Source organism: Raskinella chloraquaticus (SeqCode), assembly GCF_021731865.1.
Classification (GTDB): Bacteria; Pseudomonadota; Alphaproteobacteria; order Rhizobiales; family UBA4765; genus Raskinella; species Raskinella chloraquaticus.
On record NZ_JAKFWN010000001.1, the window covers coordinates 232,268 to 258,358 of the forward strand.

A 26,091-nucleotide genomic window follows, 5' to 3' on the forward strand; every position below is an offset into this window, starting at 1 on the left:
CCGTACGGATGGGGATCGATATCGCCATTTCGGCGCCAAGGCTGGATAAAGCGCCGACTACTCCTCCATGACATGATGTCCGCCACCCAGATCACGCCAGCGACGAAGCGGCGGCACGAAATCCGCGGATCGCACCGGGCTTGGTATGTCGCTGGTTGACAGCGCGCGCGCCGGCCGGCGCCGTGCCGGATCGGGAACAGGAACAGCTGCCATCAGGCGGCGGGTGTAGGGGTGGGCAGGATGATCGATAATGGCAGCGCGCGGGCCGATCTCGACGATCTCGCCCAGATACATCACCGCAACGCGGTGGCTGATGCGCTCGACGACCGCGATATCATGCGAGATAAAAAGGAAAGCGAGGCCAAGCTCATCCTGCAATTCCATCATCAGGTTGATGATCTGCGCCTTGATCGACACGTCAAGCGCTGACACGGCTTCATCGGCGACGATGAGTTTGGGCGCAAGCGCGAGCGCGCGCGCGATGCACAGACGCTGGCGCTGGCCTCCGGAAAATTCGTGAGGAAATCGCCCGGCCATGTCGGGGCTGAGGCCAACGCGCTTCAGCAGGGCGCCAACGCGCTCGGCTGCTTCCGCCCTGCCCGCAAGGCCGTGCACGATGATCGGCTCGGCAATGGCGCCGCCGACCGTCTTGCGCGGGTTGAGACTCGCATACGGATCCTGAAAGATCATCTGCATGCGCTGGCGCGCCCTGCGCAGCCCTTCACGATCAAGCGCGCGGACGTCGTGGCCCTCGAAGCGAATACTGCCGGCAAGCGGCTCGACGAGACGCAGGATGGACCGACCGGTCGTCGATTTGCCGCAGCCTGATTCGCCGACAAGCGCCAGCGTCTCGCCAGCGTGCAGGGCAAACGATATATTCTCCACCGCATGCACACGGGCACTGACTCGGGAAAAGACGCCACTCCTGACATCGAAGCGCGTGGAGAGGCCGGCAACCTCCAGGAGCGGCGCGCCTGCCGCATCGATGCGTCGCTGTCGCTTCGCGGGCATCGTCTCTGCGCCGCTCAGCACATCAATGAGAACAAACGGCTCCGGCTCGCTCCTGCCCGCCATGTCACCAAGCCTCGGCACGGCAGCGAGCAGGGCGCGGGTATAGGGCGCCTGGGGATTTTTGAAGAGCGCCGGCGTCGCCCCCTCCTCCACCTTCTCACCCTGAAGCATGACGACAACGCGATCAGCGATCTCGGCCACAACGCCCATATCGTGCGTAATGAAGGCAACCGCCATCTCCTCCTCGCGTTGCAGCGTCTTGATGAGTTCGAGGATTTCCGCCTGGATGGTCACATCGAGCGCGGTTGTCGGCTCATCGGCGATCAGCAAGCGCGGACGGCAGGCAAGGCTCATGGCAATCATGACGCGCTGGCGCATGCCGCCGGACAGGCGATGCGGGTAATCGTCAAGGCGGCTGGCGGCAGCGGGCATGCGTACGCGCTCGAGTATGCGCAACGTTTCGGCTGCAGCCGCACTGCGATCAAGACCGCGATGATAGATGAGCGCCTCGGCGATCTGAAAGCCGATGGTGAGCACCGGGTTGAGGCTCGTCATCGGCTCCTGAAAAATCATGGCGAGGCGATTGCCACGCAGCTGGCGCATCTCCTCTTCCGGCAGGCTGAGAAGGTCGCGCCCGTCAAACCGGATCTCGCCCGTGGTGCGGCTGTTGGCCTGAGGCAGCAATCCCATGATCGACAGGGCGGTGACGCTTTTTCCCGAACCTGACTCGCCGACGATGGCGAGCGTTTCGCCTGCCCGAACATCAAACGAAACATGGCGCACCACATCGCGCCATTGCCCGTCGACACGAAAGGATGTCGTCAGATCGCGAATGCTGAGAAGCGCTGCGCTCATGCCTCTCCCTTGAGCTTGGGATCGATGGCATCGCGCAGGCCATCGCCAAGGAGGTTCAGGGCGAAGACAACGATGAGGATCGCCGCGCCCGGCGCAAGCACGAGCCATGAGCTGTCGAGGATGTTCTCGAAGCCCTCGCGGATCATCCCGCCCCAGGTCGCGGCGGGAGGCTTCACGCCCAGCCCGATGAAGGCAAGCGAGGCTTCGGTGCGGATGGCGTTGGCAAGCCATAGCGACCCCATCACCAGAATTTCCGGCAGGATGTTGGGGAGAATATGGAGGCCCAGAATGCGTGCGTCGGAATAGCCAAGCGAGCGACACGCCTCGACGAATTCGCGCTCCTTCATGGCAATCGTCGGCGCCCGCGCGATGCGGGCGAAGGGCGGGATGGAGGTGAGCGCGATGGCAACGATGATGTTGATCATCGAGGGACCCAGCATGGCAACGATGATGAGGCCGAGGATGAGCGAGGGGAAGGCCAGCAGCACATCCATCACCTGCATGATGAGGGTATCGACGCGCCCGCCACGCCAGCCGGCCAGCATGCCGATGAGCGAGCCGATGACCAGCGCAAGCGCCGTCGAGGCAAGGCCGATGATAAGCGAAATGCGGGCGCCATAGAGCAGGCGCGACAGGATATCGCGGCCGAAATTATCCGTTCCCAGCCAGTAGGTGTCGCCTGGTCCTTTCAGGCGGGCAATGAGGTTCTGCTCGAGGGGGTCGTGCGGCGATAAAAAGGGCGCAAGCAGCGCCAGCATGACAACAAGAACAAAGACCACGAGCCCGACCCATGACGTCTTGTTGGCGTTGAAGGCACGCAATGTCGCCATCAGCAGATAGCGTACCGGCGAGCGCGGTTTTGCTGGCGCCGCGATGTCTGTCATCTGAGCTTCACCCGTGGATCGGCGATGCCGTAGGCAAGGTCGGTGAGCAGGTTCACGATGACAACGACGAGGGTGTAGATCACCATCATGCCCTGCAGCATGGTGTAGTCGCGCTGGTTGAGCGCGCCGACGATCAGCTTGCCAAGGCCGGGGCGGCTGAAGACAATCTCGGTCAGCACGGAATTGCCGATGAGAATGCCAAGATAAAGGCCGACGATGGTGATGACCGGGATCAACGCATTGCGCAGACCATGACGCCAGATCACGGCACGCCACGGCACGCCCTTGGCGCGGGCGGTGCGCACGTAATCCTCCTGCAACACCTCCAGCATCGCCGAGCGGGTGACGCGGGTGATATAGGCCGCTGTGATCAGGCCGAGATTGAGAGCCGGCAAAGTGATCGACTGATACCATTCATAGAACGTTGCATTCTTGCCGCTGATGACCGGAAACCAGCGCAGAGCGATGGCAAAACCCAGAAGCAACAGAAGCGCCGAGACAAAGGGCGGGAAGGACAGACCGAGCAGGGAGGCAATCCGCGCTGCGTAATCAACGAAGCGATTGCGCCTGACGGCAGCGGCAACCCCCAGAGGCACACCGATGACGATGCCGATGGCGAGCGAGAGCAGCGTCAGCTCGATTGTCCACGGCAGGACGTTCAGCACCTCGCCAATGACCGGGCGCCCGGTGACAAGCGATGTCCCCCAGTCTCCGCGCAGCGCGCCGGCGATGAACACGCTATATTGCTCGAACAGCGATTTATCGAGGCCCAGACGCTGGCGCAGCGCCTCGATGGTTTCGCGGCTTGCCTGATCACCCAGAATGAGCTGAGCCGGATCGCCAGGAACGATGCGCACCAGCACGAAGACAAGCGTCAGCACCGCAAAAAGCGTTACAAGCGCGAAACCACATCGCCGCACGAGAAAAGCCGTCATTACCACTCCCGACGGAGGCCGGGGATTGCGAGAAGCGCCCCCCGGCTGTCAACGGCTTACTTGGTGAAACGCGTTTTCTCGGTGATGGGCGGCGACAGATTAAGCGACCCGTTCAGCTCATAACCAAGATCAAGCGTGTCCTTCCAGGCCCATAGCTGCAGCTGCTCGTAGATGGGAATGCCGCAGACATTCTTCACCAGCTTCTCCTGTGCCGCCTTCCACAGCGCCAGCTGCCTGGCCGCGTCGGTCTCGGTGCGAGCGCCGCGGATGTCTGCATCCGCAACATCGCAATGGGTGAAGTTGGTGACAGCCGTTGGCTTGCCGACGATTGAATTCGAATCGTAGAACTGCGTCAGATAGACATCGGCCACCGGGAAGCGCGCTGCCTGATAGTGAACGATCGGCGACAGATCCTTGCGGATATTGGCATGGAAGGTTGCGTGTTCCACAAGCTCGATATCAAGGGTGATGCCAGCCTTTTTCAACTGTGCCTGCACGGCTTCAATCAACGTCTGCATGCCGGTGAGGGTGGTGTGGATCGTCTTGACCGTGACGCCATTGGGATAGCCGGCTTGCGTCAGCAACTGCCTGGCTTTGGCAATGTCGTAGGCGTAAAGCGCGGACTTCTGGTCAGTGCCGAGATAGCCGGAGGGAACCACTGACACCGCCTCGCGCGACGAGCCCTCGCCCTTGAACTGGACGATCGCCTTGCGATCAATGGCGTGGGCAATTGCCTGGCGAACGCGGATATCATCGAGCGGCTTTGCGGTGACGTTGAGATAGAGCGCCGACAATTCGCCAGGCTCCATGGCTTTTACCTTGACACCCGGCAATTTGGCCGTGCGGTCGACCCAGGTCTGGTCCTGTTTGCCATAGATCATGTCAAGCTCGCCGGACTGGAAGGCGAGATCGCGACTTGAATCGGCGGGGATATAGCGAAACGTGATGTCGTCGAGCTGTGGCGCGCCACGGAAATACTGCTTGTTGGCGACGAGCTTGACGAATTGCTGCGGCTGGTATTCGGCAAACATGAACGGGCCGGTGCCAATCGGGCGCTTGCCGAAATTGTCGCCCGCTTCTTCAGCAGCCTTCCTGCACACCATGTTGCCGCCATTGATGTTGGCGACATAGCCGAGGAAGCCTGCAACCGGCGTCTTCAGCGTGATTTTGAGAGTTGAGGGATCGACAACATCGATCTTGTCGACGGCGGAAAAATCGCCCGAATAGGAGGAGGTTGCCTTGGTCGCGGCGCGCTTCAGTGAGTAGGCCGCATCCTCGGCCGTAAACGGCCCAAAGCCGTGATGGCACTGGACGCCGGCACGGATCTTGAAAATCCATTCACTGCCATTGGCGTTCTGTGTCCAGCTTTCGGCAAGATCGGGCTCAATGAAATTGGGGCTTGCCTCGCCCGGCTTGATGCGCACGAGACCGTTGAAGACATAATTGAGGAGCCCCTTGTCGGGCGTCGTGGATGCCAGATGTGGATCAAGCTTGCCGGCGTCCGCCGAGCCCATGCCAATCACCAGCGATTTCTTCTGTGCCAGCGCCGGGCCGGCTGCCACGAGGCCGGCAAATGCCAGACCCAATATCCATTTTTTTGTCATGAATGCGCTCCCTTTGTTTTATAGGCGCGATTGTGGGCGAAAGGCAGCCGGTGATGCAAGCCTAAAGCGTCCGCAAACGCCGGTGTGCCGCATGATTGACGCCTCACACCATATCTTCCAGGCGGCAATTGACGAGGAGTTCAGCGATGCTGGCCGTGTTTGGCAGCGCCATGATGGTGGCGACCAGTTCGGCCAGATCAGCGGGATCGGTCATGTCGGCGGCAGCAAAATCCTTCACCGATGACGTCATGTCGGTGCGCACATAAGACGGGCACAATGCGGTTGCCCGGACACCCTTGTCCCAGCTGATGCGGCGCAGCGCATGGGTGAGCGCGACGACGGCAAATTTCGACATCTGATAGGCGACATTATCGCCGCGCACCCGCTTGCCCGACAGGGAGGCGACGTTGACGATGCGCCCCTGCCCTGCGGCTTCAAGATGGGGCAGGCACAGACGCGCGAGATTGAGCGGGGCCTTGCAATTGACGGCCCAGATGCGGTCAAGCTTTGTCTCGTCGGCCTGCATCAGCGGCATGGCGATGCTGATGCCGGCATTGTTCACCAGGCCGTCTATGCGCCCGAATCGGGTCAGCGTCGCCGCCACCCACTCCTTATGGCTAGCCCAGCTTTCCGCCTGATAGGGCGCGCTCATGAGGCGCGCCGGGTCGCGCCCGGCCGTAAAAGACTGGAGGCTTTTGTTGTCCCGCACGCCAAGGCTGAGATGGCACCCGCGCGCGTAGAGGATCTCAGCGATGGCCCGGCCGATGCCGCGGCCGGCGCCCGAGACGAGAACGACGGTTCCGGCCAGGTCACGCATGGCAAATCCCTCCTGTTGGCGCCCGCAATGGCAGCATGCTGGAGGCAGAGCGAGGATCAGCGCAAGGGGTGCTTGCAGGCACACCGTTATCAGGTCAGGTTTGGCGCTGGCGACACAACCGGACAGGCAAGCGATGAATACGCTCACGCAGGATCCCTATTGGTGGCAGGCAGCGCCCCGCGAGGCCGCATCCAACATCACGTTGCCGGCCAAAGTGGATGTGGCGGTGGTGGGGGCTGGCTATGCCGGGCTGTCGGCCGCACTCACCCTGGCGCGCGCCGGGCGCTCGGTCGTGGTGCTGGACGCGGGCGCCCCAGGCGCGGGCGCTTCCAGCCGCTCGGGCGGCATGATCGGCCATGGCCACCGCCTGTCCTACTCGAAGCTCATTGCGGCGCATGGCGCGCCGAAGGCAAAAGCGATGATCGAGGCGGGTATGGCGTCTCTTGCCTTCGTCAAGGAGATGATCGAGGCTGAGCGTATCGACGCGCGGCTGCAACCTGTCGGGCGCTTTCGCGGCGCCTGGACGTTAGCTGACTACGACGCGATGGGCCGCGAGGCGGACCTGCTGTCGCGCGATGTCGGCCTGCCGGTCGAGATCATCCCCAAAAGCGCGCTTCACCGCGAGATCGCCAGCGACTGCTATCAGGGCGGGCTTGTGTTCCACTCCCATGGCGGCGTCCACCCCGCCCTCTTCCAGCAGGGCCTGCTGGCGGTGGCGCGCAACGCCGGCGTCGTGGTGGCGGGCTATAACCCGGTGCTGCGCATCGAGACCGGCAAGCGGCAGCACCGCGTGATCACCGCCAGCGGCGTCGTTGTGGCGGGCGACGTGGTGGTGGCAACCAACGGCTATTCCGGGCCGGCTGTTGCAGATTTCGCGCGCCGCCTCGTCCCCTTCCCGAGCTATCTGATTGCCACCGAAGAGATCGGCGAGAACCGCGTCCGCGCGCTCATCCCCAATGGCAGGATGATCGTCGAAACGCGCGAGAAGCACCTCTACTACCGCCCCTCACCCGATGGCAAACGCCTCATCCTTGGCGGGCGCGCAGCACTTCATCCGATCGCGCTGATGGAGGCCGGCGAGCGGCTGCGGCGCGAACTCGTCGCCATTTTTCCCGATCTGCGCGACACTGCGATCACCCATGCCTGGACCGGCAATGTCGCCATGACGCGCTCTGATCTGCCGGGCATCGGCCAGCGGGGAGGCGTGTGGTATGCGCTGGGCTGCAATGGCTCGGGCGTGGCGCTGATGCCATGGCTCGGCCATCGCCTGGCGCAGAAGATATTGGGCAACCCCGAGGGCGCCACCGCCTTCGACGATATACCGTTTCGCGCCCTGCCCTTCTACGATGGTCGGCCGTGGTTCCTGCCGCTGATGACGGCGTGGTACCGGGGGCGCGACTGGTGGCGAGCAAGCAGAGTGGGTTGAGGCTGCGCCTTCATCCTGAAACGCTTGCCCGCTGTCGGGCTGCTCTGCTCTCCCCTGCGGGAGAGGATGACGCGCGAGCGCAGGGTGAGGGAGAGAATTGCACAATGATCACAAAAACCTTGAAGCCAATGAGGTATGTCACAACGCCGCTTGGTTACCCTTCCTTTTTCGCGGGAGGCATTCGCTTGCGGCCTCCCGTGCTCGCCGGGTCGTCGAAATCGTCGAAGTCCGTGAATTCAAACATCTCCATGAAATCCGAACGCATCATTTTCAGTGACATGCGATCGAGCCCAAATTCTTCGAAGAATGGACCTCGTTGCATCAGCTCCAACGCATCGCGAAATCTCTGCAAGGATTTTTGCCCCTCTTCCTTTTCCCCAGATCTGATTGCCCGGTACGCCTCAAGCGCGAGTTCGTAAAGCCATGGCACATCGTCGCGAAGTAAACCGGCAAAGAAAGGAATCTGTATTGGATGACGTGGTCCTTGTGCAACGCGATGCAGATAACTCCAAATTTACAACTCTCTCATTCCTTCGCAATCTCAATGCTCCAGCGCTCGCCAGCCTGAATATCCGACTGCGAAAGCCAAGGTTCAACAAAATGCAGAACAAGCGGAAACCATTCATGGAGAGCCTTCGCAAGGGCCTCGCTACGTTCGCCGCTCCAACTAATAAAAATCTTCATCGTCAATGCTCAGCCCTGATCACTCCATCCAGCGGTAGAGGACTTTGCTAATCCGCGCAGAGCAATAGTTAAACGCCGAGCATCGGCCCTAACAATTTCCAATCCCATCAATAAAGCAAAGATGCTCAGATCGATTCGAGCACACCCTGACGTTACCCTTCCCTCTCATCCTCACCTCAAAATTGTCGGCAGCCTCAGCCTCTTCTCCTTGGCGCAGGTGATTGCCTCCTCACAGCCAGCAACGGCACGGCGCCTATTGGCGCGTCAGGGTCATGGCAACGGGCGCGGGGCCGAGATTGACGGTTCCTTCGAACCCTTGCGTGCCCCTTTGCTGAAGGCGCGCAGCGAGCTCCTGGCCTTTATAGATCAGAAGCGTCCCGCTATCGAGCCGCCAGGCGGTTATGCCAAGAACCGGGCTGAAGGCCGGACAGTACTGGGTATCGGCTGTACCCTCGACGCCATTAGGCTGTCCGTTGAGTATGATCGTGCAAGGGGTAGCAACCGTATTTGGGTTCGACACCAGATATCGGCCAGGTGCACCAGTATTGGGCGAAAGGGGCGGGTTTGACGCTGGCACCAGTGGCCCCAGAAGTCCTCCCACAACCACGCCCGGCGCCACCACCCGCGAGGTGTCAGGGCTGATGCTGACGCTACTGGAACAAGCTGTCAGGGGCAAAGCGGCAACAAGGCACAGGAACCGGGCTACATGTCGGGCGATGGTCGTCTGCATGCTGGAAAACCCCTCCGACTAAACATGCCTATTCGTCCTTACGGCAGGCCAGAATGGATTGCAATGCCGGTTGCCTCGTAATGACGGCGCGGCTATTCACCTCACTTCCCCAAAAATCGTCGGTAGCCTCAAACCCTTCTCTTTGGCGCAGGTGATCGCCTCCTCATAGCCGGCGTCCGCATGACGCCACACACCCGAGGCCGGATCGTTCCACAGCACACGCTCAAGCCGGCGCGCGGCTTCCTTTGTGCCATCGGCGACGATGACCATGCCGGCATGCTGGCTAAACCCCATGCCGACCCCGCCGCCATGATGGAGCGACACCCAGGTGGCGCCAGAGGCGGTGTTGACGAGCGCATTCAGCAGCGGCCAATCGCTCACCGCGTCCGACCCGTCTTTCATCGCTTCGGTCTCGCGGTTGGGCGAGGCGACCGAGCCTGAATCGAGATGGTCGCGGCCAATCACGATCGGGGCTTTCACCTCGCCGCTCGCCACCATGTCGTTGAACGCCAGCCCGGCCTTGTGGCGATCACCAAGCCCGATCCAGCAGATACGCGCCGGCAACCCCTGAAAGGCGATGCGCTCGCGTGCCATATCGAGCCAGCGGTGGAGAGGGGCATTGTCGGGGAACAGCTCCTTCATGCGCTGGTCGGTCTTGTAGATATCCTGCGGATCACCCGACAGCGCGCACCAGCGAAACGGGCCGATGCCGCGGCAGAAGAGCGGGCGGATATAGGCCGGCACGAAGCCTGGAAAGGCAAACGCATTCTCCAGCCCTTCGTCTTTGGCAACCTGGCGGATGTTATTGCCGTAATCGAGCGTCGGCACGCCGGCGTTCCAGAAATCGACCATGGCGGCCACATGGGTGCGCATGGAGGCGCGCGCCGCCTTTTCCACCGCCCTGGGCTCGCTCTCCTGCTTCGCCCGCCATTCAGCCACGCTCCAGCCCTGCGGCAGATAGCCATGCAGCGGATCATGCGCCGAGGTCTGGTCGGTGACGATATCAGGGCGAGGGCCGCCAGATTTCATGCGCTTGACGAGTTCGGGAAAGACGTCGGCGGCGTTACCGACAAGACCTACCGATTTTGCTTCGCCTGCCATGGTCCAGCGGGCGATGAGGGCCAGCGCCTCGTCCAGCGTCTGCGCCTTCTCGTCGACATAGCGGGTGCGCAATCTGAAATCGATGCGCGTCTCGTCGCACTCAACCGCAAGGCAACAGGCGCCCGCCATGACGGCGGCGAGCGGCTGCGCGCCGCCCATGCCGCCAAGTCCGGCGGTGAGGATCCATTTGCCGGTGAGATTACCGCCATAATGCTGGCGGCCTGCTTCCACGAACGTCTCGTAGGTGCCCTGAACGATGCCCTGCGTGCCGATATAGATCCATGAGCCGGCGGTCATCTGCCCGTACATCATCAGGCCCTTTTTATCGAGCTCGTTGAAATGCGCCCAATTGGCCCAGTTCGGCACGAGGTTCGAATTGGCAATCAGCACGCGCGGGGCGTCCGTATGGGTTTTCACCACGGCCACCGGGCGGCCTGACTGGACGATGAGCGTCTCGTCCGATTCAAGGTCTTTGAGCGCAGCAACGATACGGTCGAAATCGCCCCATGAGCGGGCGGCCCGCCCGATCCCGCCATAGACCACCAGCTCATGCGGGTTTTCGGCGACATCGGGATGGAGATTGTTCATCAGCATGCGCATCGCTGCTTCCGTCTGCCAGGATTTGGCGGTGCGCTCCGGCCCGGTGGCGGGGAAGATGTCGCGAGCGTTCTTGCGGTCAAACATGGGTAATCCTCGTGATCAGATAGAAAGCTCAGGGGCCGCGAGGCCTGATGCCTCGACCAGCGCGCCGCTGGCAACCAGGGTAGCGGCAGCTTCAAGATCGGGCGCGAGATAGCGATCTTCCTCCAGACGTGGCGCCACCTGCCGCAGGCAGGTGACAACCTTGGCGAGCGGTGCGCTCGTCACCAGAGGGTGGCGAAATTCGATGCCCTGCACGGCGCACAACGCCTCGATACCAAGGATGCGGTCGAGGTTTTCGATCATACGCTGCAGACGCCGGGCGCCGTGGGCAGCCATGCTCACATGATCTTCCTGATTGGCGCTCGTTGGCGTTGAATCGGTGACGCAAGGTGTGGCGAGATGCTTGTTCTCGCTCATCAGCGCCGCACTCGTCACTTCGGCAATCATGTAGCCCGAGTTGAGGCCGGGATTGGGGGTGAGGAAGGGTGGCAGGTCAAAGCTCAGCACCGGGTCAACCATGAGGGCTACGCGGCGCTGCGCTATGGCGCCGATCTCGGCGATGGCCAGCGCGATCATATCGGCGGCAAAGCCGACAGGTTCGGCGTGGAAATTGCCGCCTGAGACGATCTCGCCACTCTCGATCAGGACGAGGGGATTATCGGTCGCGGCATTGGCCTCGATTTCAAGCGTGCGGGCAGCCATGCGCAGCACATCCATCGCCGCGCCCGTCACCTGTGGCTGGCAGCGGATGCAGTAGGGATCCTGGACACGGCTATCGTCATGGCGGTGGCTTTCGCGGATGACTGAGCCTTCCAGCAAAGTGCGCATATAGGCTGCCGCCGCGATCTGCCCCGCATGGCCGCGCAGGGTATGGATGGCCGGGCTGAGCGGGGCCGTCGAGCCCATGACGGCATCGGTCGAGAGTGCCGAGATCACCAGCGCGCCCTGCGCCGCGCGCCAGGCTTCAAACAGGCCGGCAAGCGCGAAGGCGGTTGAAAACTGCGTGCCGTTGATCAGCGCCAATCCCTCTTTGGGTCCAAGGACAACGGGGCTGAGGCCGGCTGCAGCAAGCGCCGCGCCAGCCGGCATGACATTACCCTGATATTCGGCCTGCCCCTCGCCGATCATCGCCGCTGCCATATGGGCAAGCGGGGCGAGATCGCCGCTCGCGCCCACCGAGCCTTGCGCCGGGATCACCGGCGTCACACCCTGCGCAAGCATCCCTTCGAGGAGCGCCACCACGTCCCAGCGCACGCCAGAGGCGCCGCGCCCGAGGCTCAGCAGTTTCAGCACCATCATCAACCGGGCATGGCGGCGGGCAATCGGCTCGCCCACCCCGCAGCAATGCGACAAGATGAGATTGCGCTGCAGGGTGGCGGTATCGCGCGCCTCGATCTTGAGAGACGCAAGTTTGCCAAAGCCGGTATTGACGCCGTAGACGGGGAGATTACCGGCAGCAGCGGCAGCAATCCGGGCATGGGCTACTTCGACGCCGGGGCGCGCCTTATCATGAAGGCGCGCGGGCGCCTCGGCCCAGTAGATGGCTGCGAGCGTATCAAGACCGACGGCGCCGGGTTGCAAGGTCATGACCTTCACAGACAGCCTCCGATAATGCGGGCATGAAGCGGATTGACACCAAAGCGATAGGAAAGCTCAGCCGGCTCGGCACAATTCCACACCGCCAGATCAGCCTTCAGCCCAGCCGCGATCCTGCCTCGATCATCACAGCCGAGCGCCCGGGCTGCGTGTCTCGTGGTGCCAGCGAGGGCCTCTTCCGGCGTCATGCGAAACAACGTGCAGGCCATGTTCATGGCAAGCAGCAGCGAGCCCAGGGGCGAGGAGCCCGGATTGAGATCGGTCGAGACGGCAATTGGCACACCCGCCTGGCGAAAGCCGTCAACCGGCGGCATCTGTTTTTCGCGCAGCGTGTAGAAGGCACCGGGCAGCAGGACGGCGACGCATCCGGCAGCCGCCATGGCAGCTATGCCCTCGTCATCGACATATTCAAGGTGCTCGCATGACAGCGCGCCGAAGCTCGCGGCAAGTTTGGCGCCACCCCGGTTAGACAATTGCTCGGCATGGAGCTTGACTGGCAGGCCAAGTCGTTTCGCCTCGCTAAAAAGCCGCGCCATCTGCGTCGTGGAAAAGGCAATTCCCTCGCAAAAGCCGTCGACTGCGTCGACAAGACCTTCAGCGTGGGCAACGCGCAGGCCGGGGATGCACACCTCGTCGATATAGGCATCCGCCCGGCCCGCATATTCCGGCGGCACGGCGTGAGCGGCCAGATAGGAGGCGCGGATATCAATCGGGCGCAAGGACGACAGCCGGCGGGCAGCCCGCAGCATGGTGCATTCGCTGTCAATCGTCAGCCCGTAGCCGGACTTGATCTCGACCATCGACACACCTTCAGCGATGAGACCGTCGAGGCGCGGCAGGGCGCTTTCGACGAGTTCATCGACGGTTGCAGCGCGGGTGGCGCGAACGGTTGACAGGATGCCGCCGCCAGCGCGCGCCACCTCCTCGTAAGTGGCGCCTTTGAGACGCATCTCGAATTCATGCGCCCGGTTACCGCCATGGATGAGATGAGTATGGCAATCAATCAGCGCCGGCGTCACCAGCCGGTTGCCGAAATCATGACGGGGGAGTGTGGCAAACCGCGCCGGTATCTGATCGCTGGCGCCAACATAAGCGATCATGCCATTCTCGACCCCGATCGCGCCGTTCTCGATCAAGCCGTAGGGTCTGTCCAACGCCTCCATGGTGGCGATGCGGCGGGCCGTGAACAGGGCGAGGTTTTGCGTCATGGCGGAGCGCTGATCCAGGTGCGGAACAAACCGGTTGATCGCATACCCTCTATGCGATTAGAATTATTATGTCTAGACATAATGAGAGGTGCTTTATGATCTTTGCCAAGCGAGCGCTGATCGATGGGCGGTGGTCCGAAAATGCGCGCCTGACGATTGCCGAAGGTCAAATCACGGTGCTGGAAACCGGGGCTGCTGCGCTGGCTGGTGATACGCTCGTTGATACGCTGCTACCGGCGCTCGCCAATCTGCACAGTCACAGTTTCCAGCGGGCGATGGCCGGGATGACGGAACACCGCGCGGCCGGGCGCGACAGTTTCTGGACATGGCGGGAGATGATGTACCGTTTTCTCGGGCGGCTGACGCCGGAGATGGTGGAGGCGATTGCAGCGCTTGTTTTCGTCGAGATGCTGGAAGCGGGCTACGCGTCGGTCGGCGAGTTTCACTACCTGCATCACCAGAGCGGCGGCACGCCTTACGACAGGCCGGCGGAATTGTCGTTGCGTATCATGGAAGCCGCCAGCGCCACTGGCATCGGTCTTACCCATCTTTCCGTACTCTACAGCTATGGCGGGGCTGGCAAAGCGCCCTTGGCTGGCGGCCAATTGCGGTTTGCCAACACGCTGGAGAGCTATCTTGAGCTGATCGAAGACGTGCGCCTGGGGGCGAAGGCAGCGCCGCACGATACTATTGTCGGCATCGCTCCGCATTCTTTGCGAGCAACCACGCCGGAGGATCTGACCGCACTTCTGGCGATCGTCGGCGATGGTCCGATCCACATGCACATCGCCGAACAACCAAAGGAAGTCGACGATATCACGACCTGGCTCGGGACCCGACCGGTGGCGTGGGCGCTTGACAATCTGCCGCTCGACCATCGCTGGTGCATGATCCACGCCACTCACATGAATGACGCAGAAACGGCAGGTCTGGCGCGAAGCGGGGCGGTCGTCGGCCTGTGCCCGATCACCGAGGCAAATCTCGGTGACGGGCCGTTCAATGGCCGCTCCTGGCTCGCGGCCGGCGGTGCGTTTGGTATCGGCTCCGATTCCAATGTGCGCATCTCGCTCAGCGAAGAGTTGCGAACGCTTGAATATTCCCAGCGCCTGCGTCATCTCGAGCGCAACGTCATGGTTGCGGATGTCGGTTCGGTTGGTCTCCACCTCTATCAAGGAGCAGCGCACGGCGGCGCGCAGGCGCTGCGACGCAATTGCGGCGCGATTGCCGTCGGCAAGCTCGCCGATCTGGTTGCCATCGACAGCACCCATCCGGCGTTGTGCGCACTTGACGCCGACCAGATCGTCGATGGTTTCATTTTCGCCGGCTCGGATACCATCATTACTGATGTGTGGTCGGCTGGTCGCCACCAGGTGCGTGGCGGGCGACACATAGCGCGCGAGGCGGTGCACAGACGCTGGCGCAAGGTCGCCCATTCGCTTTTTACGGCACGCTAGACGGTCATGGGCAGCACCGCATCGGCGATGATCACGATCACACAACTCGCGGCAGACAGGACGAGCTGCTGCCGGCAGCCGAGCGCTGCGGCACCCACGGGAAGCCGCGCGCCGTCAACCTGCACAAGCCCCTCGATACAGATCGCGGCAGCGACAGCGGTGGCGTGCAGATTGATGTTGGCCGGGCCATCACGTCGTGACATGTCGGCGTTGAGATTGCTGGCGTCGAAGATGAAATTGAGGTCGCGTACGGGGCCTTTCGTCAGGCGCCCTTCTATTGCTGCATCGCCGGAAAAGCGTACGGGCTGGCGCGGCTTTGCCGTCAGGATGGCGTCGTCTGCTTCGAGGGTCATACCGTTGCCAGTGATGACCGTCAGCAGCCGTGTCATGCCAGGGAAAAGCGAAAAGGCGCCGTCGCTGGCGACCTCGGCGATGCTGAGGCGCCACAGCATGGCGCCATTGCGCTCGTCGCGCGCAATCTCGTGGGTGACCCCGCCGCCATTCTTCCATGGCATGGTCGTGAAATCACCGGGGAGCAGAATGGTTGCCATGGTGTTCGTTTCGCTTGTGGCAAAGCTGCACATGCCTGTGAGGGCATCAGGCATGAACCGGGAATTACGTACATACTACAGTCGTGAGCAGGTCAACCCATGATGACCAATGGATCGCTCGAGCGCGCCTCCTTCCGCCATATCAAAGAGGAAATCCTGCGCCGGGTCACCCAGGGCGAATGGGGACCGGGTACGCTGCTGCCGGGAGAAATCGAGCTTGCGGTTGAATTCGGTTGCTCGCGCGCCACCGTCAATCGCTCGCTGCGCGAACTCAGCGAAGCGGGGCTGCTTGAGCGCCGGCGCAAAGCCGGAACCCGGGTCCGCCTTACGCCGCTGCGCCAGGCGCGCTTTGAAATACCACTCATCCGCGAGGAGATCGAGGCTGCTGGCGCCGCCTACCGCTATACACTGCTCCAGCGCGCGGTTGGCCCGGCGCCTGTGGCAATGCGCAAGCTGTTCCATACCAGACCGCGCGAGCGGCTTCTCCATCTCCTGTGCCGGCATGATTCCGACGGCGCGCCCTATCAGCTGGAGGATCGCTGGATCAATCTTGCGGCCTTGCCACAGGCAGGCACTGCTGATTTTTCAACGCTGGGCCCCAATGAATGGCTGGTCCGCGCGGTTCCCTATTCGCAGGTTGAAATCAGCTTTCTGGCCGAGGCTGCCGGTCCTGCCGCCTGCGAGCATCTAGGCTATGCAAGCGGCGAGCCGGTGTTCATGACCGAGCGCACGACGTGGTGGGAAGGGCAGACGCTCACCCATGTGCGGCTTGCCTATCGGCGCGGCCATCGCATGACGGCGCGCTATTGACACGACGCCGGACGTCGCCGCTGAACACATCGCCCGCGACCAGGAACTGCAGCGAGTGTCCTTGAAAATTGTCAGACTGCCCCTTATTGAAGCTAAAGGGATGACAATCTGCTAGCTTTTTGCCTTTCACCGACTAGTGGCGCTTCTTCGGATTTGTTGGTCGATGGCTGACGTATTCATTTCCTATAAATCGGACCGGCGTGCGGCTGTCGAACATCTGACGCGCATCCTTGAGCTTAATGGCTACAGCGTGTGGTTCGATTATGGACTGCTGTCGGGGCAGAATTTCGCCCGCCAGATCGAGCGGGAAATCAGAGCTGCTAAAGTCGTTCTCGTACTGTGGTGCCAGTTGTCTGTCGACAGCGAATGGGTGAACGGCGAGGCACGACTGGCAACGCGCCTGGGAAAGATGATCCCCGCGTGGATTCAAGACGTTGATCTTCCGCTCGAATTCAACGGTGCTGATACCATCAATCTCGAGCATTGGGACGGCTCGCCGCGCAGCCATGTGCTTGACCGCCTGTTCGAACAGATCGGCGCCAGAGTCGGACGGGAGCAGGTGCCACAAATCGCCGGGTTGAAGGATTTTGATAGTTTGTGGCGCCGGTACGGAGCGCCAAATCTGTTAAGTTTTCCGCTTGAAAAAGTAATTCCGGAATTTGAAAAAAACGATGGCTCGCCCAGCGAAGCCCGGCACGTGACGAGCAGACCTTCCGTCACACCTTCTGATGAGCCAGTCGACAAATCCGGCCAAGATAACCGCAGCGATGGACATTCAGCCGCCGCACGCGAGAAAAAGACAGGAAGTTCCTCTGCGTTCCTGATGTTTACAGCTGGCCTGCTACTTGCCGCGCTGCTCGGCGGCGGAGGGTATGCGACTTGGCATTACCTGCGCCCGGCGGCCCAACCGCCAATCATCGTACCACCGCCGGTCGAAGCCCAGACGGCAATCATCGCCCCGCGACCAGTCGAAACCCAGACACCAATCGTCACACCGCCGCAAGTCATCGCCCCGCCGCCAATCGAAACGCAGACGGCAGTCATCGCCCCGCTTACCCTGCCAAGTCCGAGCAGAGAAAGGACGCCCGGACGCAGCGAGAACCAGTTTCGCGACTGCGAGGCATGCCCGCTTATGGTTATGATTCCGGAGGGTAAATTTCTAATTGGATCGCCCGATGCGGAAAGCGGTCACAAGGCAAACGAAGCGCCGCGACGCGAGATTTCCATCAAACGCAAATTTGCGATCGCGCGTTTGGAAGTATCATTCGCGGAATGGGATGCCTGCGTCGCCGATAGCGGATGTCGCTCGTACCGCCCCAATGATTATGGCATGGGCCGCGGCAACAGTCCGGTGATCTTCGTCTCCTTCTTCGATGCCATTGCCTATGCTGCCTGGATGTCGACGAAGACGGGCGCAACTTACCGTCTGCCCTCGGAGGCCGAGTGGGAGTTCGCCGCCCGCGGCTGTATTGCCGCGGGTTGCGCCAATGATCCCTTTGGATTTGGCGGCGATATCGGGCCTGACTTGGCCAATTACAATTGGAACACTGCTTACAATGGCAGTCTCAGACGTCAGCCGCGACGCCAGACCATGGCGGTCGAGGAAGGCTCCAAGGCGAACGGCTTTGGTCTTCTCCACGTTCACGGCAATGTTGCCGAATGGGTTCAGGATTGCGTCAATGGCAGCTATGATCGCCTTCCCGAGAATGGTGCGCCCGCGACCAGTGGCGATTGCCGTTCGCGTGTTGTGCGCGGGGGCAACTGGAATGATAATCCACGTGAGCTGAGGTCATCGGCGCGCGCCTTTGAAGAAGCGACAACACGCTCGCACCTCATCGGCTTCAGACTTGCGCGTGATTTGACAAAATAGCGTTGTATACAGCTCGGGCAAAGGCGTCGTCGATGATGAAGGATTAAGGATCAAGATATGCGGCACCGATTAGCAGGGTTCATTGTCACCGCTGGCGTTATTGTTTTGACGTTGATCGGGTCCGCGCAAGCCCAGACCAGGCGGGCTTTCCTTGTCGGGAACAATGCCTACAGCGATAAGAACCTGCAAAGACTGTCACGGTCGGTTGCCGATGTGAAGGATCTTGAGGGCGAACTGATTGAAGCCGGTTTTGACAAGAAAAACATCAAGCGTCTGGAAAACGTAAAAACCAAAGCAGAGTTCGACAAGCAGTTCGATGCCTTCCTGAAGACCGTTCGGGCTGACGACATCGTTTTCTTTCACTTCTCCGGGCATGGCTTTGGCATCGAGGAAAAACAGGATAATTTTTTGCTGATGGGGGATATCAAGAGCCCCTTTACTTTTACTCGCTCGAAATTGCCGGCAAATGAGCAGAAGGACGCGGCGATCACGCGATTGCGCATTACCACCTATCTTGGTGATTATCAGGAGCAGGAGGTGGCACGAGGCGGCGTCTCAACCAGGGAAATCACCAAAAAGATAGCAGCCGTTAAGCCAAAGGCAGCAATCATTGTCCTTGATGCCTGTCGCACCCTGCTTACTGACGACGGGCTTGATTCCAGGACCATCGAGCGTAGCTCCACCAGCGGCAGCCGATTAGTGCCGGCCGAGGGCGTGCCGCCTGGGTTCCTGATCCTTTATTCCGCATCATTTGGCGAGCAGGCCATCGAAGCGTTCAATCAATACGACCGGCGGCGAAACTCGCTGTTTACCGAGGTGCTGCGACAGGAAATGATCCGTCCCGGCCAAACGGCGGTCGAACTTGCCGAGCGCATTAAACTGGTCACACGCGATATCGCCTCGCTATATGGATTGCAGCAGGAACCTGAATTCTATCACAGCTTCGACAAGGCTGAGGACTTCTTGTTTATCGATTCAATCGGCAGTGAACGCTTCAAGCTCGATGTTGAACCGTGCAAGGATAGTCTCAGCGATATCAAGGACATCCGCAAGCTGCCGACGCGTGAAGCACTGGACAGCCACCGCCGTCGTTTTTCCGGCTGCGAAACGGCTGAGGAAGCGCGCCGACTGATCGCCCAGATCGAACTTGGTTCCGATGAGCAGCCTGACCGCTGCGACGGCTCGCGCATCGACCTCATCGACAATCTGCGCCAGTTGCGGCCAGAGCTTCTGGAGCGTCACGCAAGGCGCTTCGAGGGATGTGCGAGCGCGGAGGCGGCAACGCGTCTCAACAATGTCGTCAAGTCCCCGCCCGGCAGCGACGAGAACAGCCTCAAATGCCAGACGGCTTTCGCCGAGAGCCTGCGCCAGCTTCAGCGCGAGAACCTTGAGCGATTCATCACCACCTTCGCCCAGTGCCCGGCACGCGGCGCCGTCGAGGCGGTCCTGGCTGCCTTGCCGCCCGGTTCGGGCGAGCTTGGTGATGTGAGGATCACACGTGGCGCCATACGCCGCATCGATTCCTGCGATTATTTTGCTGCCTCCGAGCAAGATAAAGCCCGGCCGCCCGAAGTCCCCGGCGTATTTTTTTCCTATGTGCGATTTGAAGATGCGATCGAGGCCTGCGAGAAATCAATCAGGGAGAATCCGCGCATCAGCCGCTACCTGTTCAATCTGGGGCGCGCCTATCACCGCAAGGGATGGGATGAAAAAGCTGGCTCGAAAGAACGAGACGACAATTTCCGCAAGGCACGGACAGCCTACGCCGACGCTGAAAAGCGTGGCTATGTCAGCGCGCTCAACGGCCTGGCTGTTCTTCTTGGCAACACTGGCGACGGCAAGGAAAATGAGGATGAGATTGTGCGCCTCCTCGAACAGGCGGCACAGCAAGGCCATCCGCTTGCCATGTATAATCTGGCGAGGCGCTACGCTGCGGGCGACGGCATTTTACAACGCAATCTGAAGAAAGACTACCAACGCGATCTGAGGAAAGCCTACGAGCTGTTCGCCCGCGCAGCCGAAGGCGGCTATGTGCCAGCGATGGTGCAGGCGGGTTATGCGCTGCGATATGGCCGCGGCGTGGCACAGAACCCAAGGCGCGCAGTCGAGACGTTGCTGCGCGCGGCAGATGCTGGCTCCATCTTCGCCAAGCGATATCTCGGGCAAATCTATTTCGACGGAGTGACCAATAGTTCGGACCGCAATCTCAGAGTCGAAAAAGATCGGCAGCTGGCGCTTCTTTTCCTTAGCCGGGCAGCAGACGAAGGTGACAGCTATTCCCGCAAGCGGGTGGCGCAGTTGATGGAGGAGGGCGACGGCCTGCCATCAACGCAACCCGAGCTTGCCGAACGCTTCTGGCGGCTGGCGGCAAATGGTGGTGATAGCGAAGCGCAGTATAATTTTGCTGAGCGTCTACGCACCGGAACCGTTCTGATACGCCCTGAATTCGGTGCGAAGGAAGCTATTTTGCTTCTGCAGCGGGCTATGGCACAAGGCTCGGCCCCGGCGGCCAAGCGGCTGGCGGAAATCTATCGGCGAGGTGAGCTCGGTGAGACGATTGATATCGATAGAGCCATCAAATATGCTTTTCAAACGATCGCGCTTGCATCACGTACAGCACCCAGTAACTGGGCTGGCAGTCCCTATTACGAGATTTCAGCTGGCCATCTGTTAGTGGAAATGGCGCGTAATGGCGAGGCGGTGGATGCTCGCGGTCGACCATTATTCAGCGCGGATGAAATTGAACGGTTGGAAAAATTCTACGGAAAACCGGATGGGGACACGAAAACCGTCAAGGTTCGCCGCGTCGAGATACCGCTGTATTATTCCTGCGAGAATTCGAAGCAGCGCGTTCCGTGGCGCTATGATCATATCTGGATCTGGGATTGGGGTCGTGCAACCTCGCCAACCGAAGCCCAGATCACGCTCCTTGAACACAAGAATCTATACTGCGCCGACAATCGTCCCGAGCGTCAAACGCTGATTGCCAGCTTCGAAACGGCAAAGCGCAACAAGGTGCTCTTTGCCGATCTGATCGAACAGCAAATCAGAGCGGCACAACTTGCTGAAGCGACGAAAAATAGCAAGAAACGCAAGTGAACCGACGCAGGCGCCGGCCGATCAGCCTGCGGATGGGCTTGCGCGCCATGGTCAGAACAAATATATTTCTTGTATCGTAAAAAATGCATATTCGCTTGCGCGGAGGCTTTTATGATCATCACATGTGGTCAACGTTATCTGGCGATTGGTTGTGCCGTGCTGATGACGGCTTCCCTGCCGCCGCGGGAGACCCATGCAAGAGGCTTTGACACTGGATTGGCGATTGGTGTCGGCGCTGCCATTATCGGTGGGCTCCTCGCCAACGGTAACAGAAATGCGCAGGCTGGAGTTCGCCGCGAGACCCGCGGCACGAAGTCGGCAAAGAAATCGCGGGCACGTCAAAGTGATACCGCGTCCACGACCAATGAAAGCAGCTCGTCGCCCTCAAATGAGCAGGTTCTCTCGTCGCTTGCCGGTCCTGCAGGTAAAGTGTCTCTTCCCGTCCTTGCGACGTTCCGTTCCAGCACGGTGATCGGTTCAGTTGGCACCGTCTCGGAAAACGACAACATCCTCAAACTGCGCTCGAACGATGAGGAACGTGATTATTCTTCGAAAATGGCGACGATCCTTCAACGTTTTCAAATCGAAAACAAGGATCGCCGGAGCGGCGACGTCACGGCTTTGGCGATCGAGACCGCTCTGGATGAAGCTTTACGCAAGTCTCGGCTGGACCAGTTTGAAAGTTTCCTCAACGAGAACTGGACGACCGATCGCCTGCGGGTGATGATTCTCAACCGGGTCATTGGCGAACTGCCCTCGCTGTTTAACGGCAACAATCGCGGTCTGGCGCCGATGGCAACACTTCATTCGCTGATCCAGCGCTCAGCCGAAGCGATCTATGTACGGCTCTTCGAGTCCTCGGAGCTTCTTGCGGCAAACAAGAGTATTGTCACCTTCCAGCGGCGCGTCTACGAGGCGCAAGGGAACGGCGCCGCGCCTGTCAATGTGTCCGACGCTGCTGACGCTGCTTCCGCCCATGAGACCGAACAGAAGCTTTCGGAAGAACTGCGGGAGCGCGCTGACTCCATTCTCTCCAGCGCCGCCAAATTGGCGATTTCGCGTTATGAAACAGCCTTTCGTCTCGATCCCAACAGCTTTGCGCTTCGCTATCGCGCCCAGCGGATCATGTATGATTGCTTGTCGGAGTATGTCGAGGAAATCACCACGTCAGCTTCAGCGACAAGCCTGGCTGAAATTCCCGAGATCGAAAGGCGTGCCTTTCAAACCGCTTTGAATACATGCAATGATTGGCTGGTCGTGACGTTTGGTGAATCGCTCGACAAGCTGAAGGAGCAGAAGCCCTATCCTATTCGCGTCATATGGTCGGCCGGTGGGCCCAAGGACGAGCCTAAACTTTACGGGCGGGCTAATCGAGGCTTGTAGATTCTGTTGAGGCCTTCGTTGGATCAACGGATGGCAATCAGCGATTTTGACAGGCCGAAGACACGCTCCGAGCTGATGCTTGCATCGGGAAACAAAGCGCTCATACGTTTGCGGTCAATGAGAATTGAATCTTCAATATAGCGCTGCGCGTCGTCAAGCGTGGCGGCGCGGGGAAAGGCGCCGCAGTCAAAGCGCATGACGAGGGCGAGACGCACCGGCTCCGGCAGCCAGTGGAAGAACGGCACACGGAAATGCGGCTCCAGCGGAAACCAGAAATCCGGTGTCTGGACGAAATAGCGCGGCGCCAGTCGCCTCACCTCACGCGCCATGGCGCGCATGGCCTGCCAGCGGCCCACATGCTCCAGGACTGAATTGGAATGGACGACGTCAAAGGAATTATCGGCAAATTCCGCCATGTTGGTGCAATCGCCAACGCGGCTTTCGAAGCGCTGATCATCGAGGCGCTGGGACATCAGATTAATCAGGACGAAGCTGACAGAGCGGCCTGACCAGACGGCCTCAAGATCACGCCAATACTCGATGTTGCCGCCCAGATCGACGATCCGGCAGTGACCTTTGCGGGCGATGACCTCATCGACGATCTTAACGAAGCGCACCAGCCGCCGGGCACGAAAATCAGTCTGCGTGCCCCAATGCTGTTCACCGATATGAATAGCGGCATCCGACATGGTATAACAGTTCCTCGCTCATGACGTTTCGATTTGATCAACTACTAGCTGGCAGAATGATCCGGCCGGCGGCGGCCTTCGCCGGAGCGTCGGTCGCGTCGCCGAAAGCGCCTGGCACAGCGCCGTAAGACACGCGTTTTCTACGCGCAAACCCGGTTATTGCGAAGCCATTTCCCTGATCAAGGTTAAGCTCGATGACGGTCAACAGACGCGATCTCCTTGCTCTTCTCGCAGCCCCTCTGGCGTCCGGAACCATACCGGCGATCGCGGCTGAGGGAACCAGCCTCGGGGCGGTGGCGGCCGCCGTTGGCATTGCCTTTGGCTCTGCCTTTGATCGTGAAGTTTTCGATGATGCGGATTATCGCAAGCTCATCGCCAGCGAGACGCGCCTGGTTACGGCGGAGAATGCGCTGAAGTTTGACTGGCTGCGCCCGAAGGGGCCCGATGCCGACTTCTCGACCGCTGACCGGATCGTTGAATTTGCCCGCCACAACGACCTGCTGCTGCGCGGGACAACATTGGTGTGGAACGACAATCCACCACCCTGGCTGCGCCGGTCGAGCCTCACCGAGCTGCGGTACCTCTTTGATCGCCATATCGACGAAACACTCACCCGCTATCGTGGGCGCATTCATTCATGGGACGTCGTCAATGAGCCCTTCTACCCGCCGCAGCGCCTGCCCGGCGGCTATCGCCAGGGGCCGTGGTATGACGCGTTCGGGCCGGCATATATCGAGCGGGCTTTCCGTCGTGCCGCAAGCGTTGATCCGGCAACACGGCTTGTCCTCAATGAGGCGTTCTGCGAGCAGCAGGATGCGCTGGGCATCAGCGTGCGCGCTGGTTTGTTGAAGCTCGTCGAGCGCCTCAAAGGCGAAGGCGTACCGCTCCATGCCATCGGATTACAGGGTCATCTCAAGCCGGCGCTGCCTTTCGACGATCAGGTGTTCGTTGAATTTCTGACCAGGCTCGCCGGGTTTGGCGTTGATCTCTACATTACCGAACTTGATGTCGACGATGGCGGCATGCCTGATGACATCAACAAGCGCGATCTCATGGTGGCAAGTCGCTATCGCGATTTTCTGAAAGCGGTGCTGACGGTGCCAGCCGTCAAAGCCGTCATCACCTGGCAGTTATCCGACCGCTACAGCTGGTATGGCGAGCTGGCGCGGCGCAAACATCCGCCGGGACGACGGCCACGCCCCCTGCCCTATGATGACGGACTGCAGCGCAAGCCCGCCGCGCAGGCGATGATCGAGGCGTTGCTGACGCGGGTGAAGTAGACCATTCATGGGGAGCTTGGTGAAGGCCGGAGCGACAGGAGCCGCTGGATAGCCAATCCGCAGATGCGCGGAAAGCCGGCAGCGATTGCCAGCGCGAATGTGATGGCTCCCGCCAGAATGTGTCCGACCAGTTCAACGCGGCTATGCGCCGGCGGCAGAATATGGAGGACCAACATCATCGCCGCGACGGCAACAATGACCCGCAAGACATCGAGAGGGCGCAAATAGTAGCCGAAAATTCGATTGACGGTAACGAAGCTTGCCAGCGTGACGATTGCGTTGGCAATCAGGCAGCCCATGACGGCGCCGCGCCCGCCATCAAGATGCAGCCCGATATAGCATGCAAGCAGAACCAGAACTGCCTCGGCACCAGCGAAGATAATGTCAAGCTTCGGGCGATTGAACAGAAGGAAACATTGATCGGTCGCGTGAATGCGAAAAATTCGCACCGCGCCGGTTGCGATCGCCAGCGGCAGAATATCCCGGGTGATGGCGCGGTATGGTTCGGAGACGAGCGCATCGACCAGCGGAGCGTTCAGCATGATGACACCGGCAACGGTGGGGATGAGGGCGGCGAGCAACAAGGCGCCATTGCTGGCAAGTTGCGGCAGGGCGGCCCGCTGACCGGCCTCGCGTACTTTCTCCACCGCCAGCGTGAAGCCGGCCGTGGTGGCGAGCTGACCGGTGAAGGTGGTTGCGCGCATGCCAAGCCACCAGCCGACCGAGATGAGGCCGACGCCCGCAAGGCCCTGTTCATGCTCGACGACAAAACGAAGTCCATGCATGGCAACCCAGGCCAGCGCATTGCCGATCATGAGCGGCGCGCCATAGGCGAAGGCGCCGCGCACCAGCGAGAGATCAAGCCGCGGGCGCAAGGTGGAGGTGCGGATGAACGACCAGGCGAGCACCAGCCCCAGAGCCTGGGCAAGCGCATAACTCCACAGGACGATTTCCGGCGTTGGTGCAAACAGCAGGACAGCGACGATGCCGAAGGCAAGACCAAGAACCGAGCCGCAGCTGTTGAGGATTGTATAGGCCAGAATGGCTGAACTGGCACGTGATCGATCCGCGAAATGCCAGGTGAGGTTGCGCGTCAGCGTGAAGGCGAGCGTCGCGGCCAGCAAGTTCATCCCCGGCAGTTCATGAAAAACAACAAGCAGCGCAAGGGCGACGAATAATGTCTGCAGGATTGTTGCAGCGAGCTGGATGGCGATTTCAACGCCGTCAAAACGCAAGATATCATCGTTGTGGCTGGTGATGTAGCGCAACGCATAGGCGCTCCACCACGACAACACCAGTAACAGGGCCAGTTCCTGGATAGCCCACACCAGGACATAGGTGCCGAAGGCTTCCGGCGCCAGAAAATAAGTCCATATGGCTGCCGCAAGAAACTGCGCCAGCGGCCCCATGATCTGAGCGGGCATGTAAATGAACGTACGGCGCAACAACATCATCAGCCCCG

Annotated in this window: 21 protein-coding genes; 7 read left to right on the forward strand and 14 right to left on the reverse strand. The window is 60.6% G+C overall.

Annotation, left to right across the window (positions count from 1 at the left end; genetic code table 11):
* Positions 1–57: 57 nt before the first annotated feature.
* The 5 genes from ACINK1_RS01135 to ACINK1_RS01155 all read right to left on the reverse strand — a co-directional run bounded on the left by ACINK1_RS01135 (position 58) and on the right by ACINK1_RS01155 (position 6,106).
* Complete coding sequence (locus ACINK1_RS01135) at positions 58–1,866, reverse strand: ABC transporter ATP-binding protein (protein WP_376799790.1); 1,809 nt, start codon at positions 1,864–1,866, stop codon at positions 58–60.
* Positions 1,863–2,750, reverse strand: a complete 888-nt coding sequence (locus tag ACINK1_RS01140) for an ABC transporter permease (RefSeq protein ID WP_376799789.1) — start codon at positions 2,748–2,750, stop codon at positions 1,863–1,865. The genes ACINK1_RS01135 and ACINK1_RS01140 overlap by 4 nt, the downstream gene beginning before the upstream one ends.
* Positions 2,747–3,685: an ABC transporter permease gene (locus ACINK1_RS01145; RefSeq protein ID WP_376799788.1), complete on the reverse strand. Its 939-nt coding sequence runs from the start codon at positions 3,683–3,685 to the stop codon at positions 2,747–2,749. The genes ACINK1_RS01140 and ACINK1_RS01145 overlap by 4 nt, the downstream gene beginning before the upstream one ends.
* Positions 3,686–3,741: 56 nt before the next feature.
* A complete protein-coding gene (locus ACINK1_RS01150; protein ID WP_376799787.1) occupies positions 3,742–5,289 on the reverse strand; it encodes an ABC transporter substrate-binding protein in 1,548 nt (515 codons plus the stop codon).
* A 103-nt stretch (positions 5,290–5,392) separates the two neighbouring features.
* Positions 5,393–6,106, reverse strand: a complete 714-nt coding sequence (locus ACINK1_RS01155) for an SDR family NAD(P)-dependent oxidoreductase (protein WP_376799786.1) — start codon at positions 6,104–6,106, stop codon at positions 5,393–5,395.
* Positions 6,107–6,239: 133 nt separating this feature from the next.
* Between ACINK1_RS01155 and ACINK1_RS01160 the strand changes: the two genes are divergently transcribed.
* A complete protein-coding gene (locus ACINK1_RS01160; RefSeq protein ID WP_376799785.1) occupies positions 6,240–7,532 on the forward strand; it encodes an FAD-binding oxidoreductase in 1,293 nt (430 codons plus the stop codon).
* Between the two features lie 154 nt (positions 7,533–7,686).
* Here the strand turns inward: ACINK1_RS01160 and ACINK1_RS01165 are convergent, their stop codons facing one another.
* From ACINK1_RS01165 to hutI, 6 genes are all read right to left on the reverse strand, one after another.
* Positions 7,687–7,962 carry a hypothetical protein gene (locus ACINK1_RS01165; protein ID WP_376799784.1) on the reverse strand — a complete coding sequence of 92 codons (276 nt, stop codon included), beginning with the start codon at positions 7,960–7,962 and terminating at the stop codon, positions 7,687–7,689.
* 95 nt (positions 7,963–8,057) lie between these two features.
* Complete coding sequence (locus ACINK1_RS01170; protein WP_376799783.1) at positions 8,058–8,216, reverse strand: hypothetical protein; 159 nt, start codon at positions 8,214–8,216, stop codon at positions 8,058–8,060.
* Positions 8,217–8,469: 253 nt separating this feature from the next.
* Positions 8,470–8,946: a hypothetical protein gene (locus ACINK1_RS01175; protein WP_376799782.1), complete on the reverse strand. Its 477-nt coding sequence runs from the start codon at positions 8,944–8,946 to the stop codon at positions 8,470–8,472.
* Positions 8,947–9,042: 96 nt separating this feature from the next.
* Entirely contained in the window at positions 9,043–10,731 is a 1,689-nt protein-coding gene (gene hutU, locus ACINK1_RS01180; protein WP_376799781.1) for a urocanate hydratase, read from the reverse strand.
* A 15-nt stretch (positions 10,732–10,746) separates the two neighbouring features.
* The gene (hutH, locus tag ACINK1_RS01185) at positions 10,747–12,291 is read right to left on the reverse strand and encodes a histidine ammonia-lyase (protein ID WP_376799984.1); all 1,545 of its coding nucleotides are present in this window, start codon (positions 12,289–12,291) and stop codon (positions 10,747–10,749) included.
* Positions 12,282–13,493 carry an imidazolonepropionase gene (gene hutI / locus ACINK1_RS01190; RefSeq protein WP_376799780.1) on the reverse strand — a complete coding sequence of 404 codons (1,212 nt, stop codon included), beginning with the start codon at positions 13,491–13,493 and terminating at the stop codon, positions 12,282–12,284. Before hutI ends, hutH begins: the two co-directional genes overlap by 10 nt.
* Positions 13,494–13,588: 95 nt before the next feature.
* Here hutI and ACINK1_RS01195 point away from each other — a divergent pair, with 95 nt between their 5' ends.
* Entirely contained in the window at positions 13,589–14,947 is a 1,359-nt protein-coding gene (locus ACINK1_RS01195; RefSeq protein ID WP_376799779.1) for a formimidoylglutamate deiminase, read from the forward strand.
* Here ACINK1_RS01195 and ACINK1_RS01200 read toward each other — a convergent pair.
* On the reverse strand, positions 14,944–15,552 hold the full coding sequence (locus ACINK1_RS01200) for a HutD family protein (protein ID WP_376799778.1): 609 nt from the start codon (positions 15,550–15,552) through the stop codon (positions 14,944–14,946). The two genes, ACINK1_RS01195 and ACINK1_RS01200, sit on opposite strands and share 4 nt — an antisense overlap.
* Positions 15,553–15,597: 45 nt before the next feature.
* Here ACINK1_RS01200 and ACINK1_RS01205 point away from each other — a divergent pair, with 45 nt between their 5' ends.
* The 4 genes from ACINK1_RS01205 to ACINK1_RS01220 all read left to right on the forward strand — a co-directional run bounded on the left by ACINK1_RS01205 (position 15,598) and on the right by ACINK1_RS01220 (position 22,660).
* Complete coding sequence (locus ACINK1_RS01205; protein WP_376799777.1) at positions 15,598–16,308, forward strand: UTRA domain-containing protein; 711 nt, start codon at positions 15,598–15,600, stop codon at positions 16,306–16,308.
* 163 nt (positions 16,309–16,471) lie between these two features.
* Positions 16,472–18,178 carry an SUMF1/EgtB/PvdO family nonheme iron enzyme gene (locus ACINK1_RS01210; protein ID WP_376799776.1) on the forward strand — a complete coding sequence of 569 codons (1,707 nt, stop codon included), beginning with the start codon at positions 16,472–16,474 and terminating at the stop codon, positions 18,176–18,178.
* 57 nt (positions 18,179–18,235) lie between these two features.
* Positions 18,236–21,277 carry a caspase family protein gene (locus tag ACINK1_RS01215; RefSeq protein WP_376799775.1) on the forward strand — a complete coding sequence of 1,014 codons (3,042 nt, stop codon included), beginning with the start codon at positions 18,236–18,238 and terminating at the stop codon, positions 21,275–21,277.
* Between the two features lie 111 nt (positions 21,278–21,388).
* The gene (locus ACINK1_RS01220) at positions 21,389–22,660 is read left to right on the forward strand and encodes a hypothetical protein (RefSeq protein WP_376799774.1); all 1,272 of its coding nucleotides are present in this window, start codon (positions 21,389–21,391) and stop codon (positions 22,658–22,660) included.
* A gap of 23 nt (positions 22,661–22,683) precedes the next feature.
* On the opposite strand, the gene ACINK1_RS01225 is transcribed toward ACINK1_RS01220, so the two are convergent.
* On the reverse strand, positions 22,684–23,349 hold the full coding sequence (locus ACINK1_RS01225) for a methyltransferase domain-containing protein (RefSeq protein ID WP_376799773.1): 666 nt from the start codon (positions 23,347–23,349) through the stop codon (positions 22,684–22,686).
* A 194-nt stretch (positions 23,350–23,543) separates the two neighbouring features.
* Here ACINK1_RS01225 and ACINK1_RS01230 point away from each other — a divergent pair, with 194 nt between their 5' ends.
* Positions 23,544–24,629, forward strand: coding sequence for an endo-1,4-beta-xylanase (locus ACINK1_RS01230; RefSeq protein ID WP_376799772.1), 1,086 nt, complete (start codon positions 23,544–23,546; stop codon positions 24,627–24,629).
* A 5-nt stretch (positions 24,630–24,634) separates the two neighbouring features.
* Here the strand turns inward: ACINK1_RS01230 and ACINK1_RS01235 are convergent, their stop codons facing one another.
* Entirely contained in the window at positions 24,635–26,083 is a 1,449-nt protein-coding gene (locus ACINK1_RS01235) for a lipopolysaccharide biosynthesis protein (RefSeq protein ID WP_376803312.1), read from the reverse strand.
* Between the last annotated feature and the right edge of the window lie 8 nt (positions 26,084–26,091).